The following is a 1024-nucleotide window of genomic DNA, read 5'->3' as shown; positions in this document are numbered from 1 at the left end:
GGGTATCTATTTAGCTCCAGTGGCGTCAGAATAGCTGGATGGAAACCCAGATACTAACGCCAACTCCCGGGCAGGACTACCCCCGCAACTGGAACGAATTTCTTGACTGGTTTGCCACCGAAGAGGCCTGCCAGGCGTTTCTGGAGAAGCTTCGCTGGCCCCAAGGCTTCGTCTGCCCGCGTTGCGGCAACGCTGGTGAGGTGTACCGCGCCAGCCGCACCCGCCTGATGTGCCGCTCATGCCAGTACCAAGGCACAGTGACCTCTGGGACCATCTTTGACAAGACGCGCACACCGCTGCGTGTCTGGCTGGCGGCTGCGTGGTACCTGACCAATCAGAAACAAGGCGTGAGCGCCCTGGGGCTGCAGCGCGTATTGGGGTTGGGGAGCTACCAGACCGCCTGGACGATGCTGCACCGGTTCCGACGCGCCATGGTTCGTCCGGGCCGGGACAAGCTCAAGGGGCTTGTCGAGGTGGATGAAACGTATCTGTCCATTACGGATCGCAAAAATCGCGCCACCCCTGCAGGGCGCAAGAGCAGCACCACCAAAGTGTTGGTGGTCATGGCGGTGGAGATCGTAGAGCCCAAGGGATTTGGGCGCATTCGGCTGCGCCGCATCGACCGAGACTCCGCCACGCACGTCATCCCCTTTGTGCAGGAGGTGGTCGAGCCCGGAGCCCAGGTGCGAACAGATGGTTCGGCGGCGTACCGCGCACTGGGAGAGCTGGGTTACACCCCCCAGCGCACCGTCATGCTCGGCTCAGGCGTACCTGCCCATGTCTCCATGGCGGGAGTGCATCGGGTCGCCTCACTGGTACAGCGCTGGATACTGGGAACGCACCACGGTTCTGTGCAACCCGAGCACCTGGATGCCTATCTCGATGAATTCGTGTTCCGCTTCAACCGGCGCACATCCAACTCACGCGGGATGCTGTTTTACCGCTTGCTGCAGCAAGCTGTGGTTACGCCGCCAGTGACGTATGGGGATGTCGTGAGCAAGAACACCGGGGAGAGGCAATCGGA

General features: G+C 61.7%; 1 protein-coding gene. It reads left to right on the top strand.

The window, feature by feature from the left end:
* Positions 1–38: 38 nt before the first annotated feature.
* The coding region (locus tag K8I04_07835) for an IS1595 family transposase (GenBank protein MBZ0071620.1) at positions 39–1024 on the top strand (986 nt) is incomplete at its 3' end.

The organism is Gammaproteobacteria bacterium, from assembly GCA_019911805.1.
Classification (GTDB): Bacteria; Pseudomonadota; Gammaproteobacteria; order Thiohalobacterales; family Thiohalobacteraceae; genus JAHJQQ01.
This window is presented reverse-complemented; position numbering and strand designations above follow the sequence as displayed.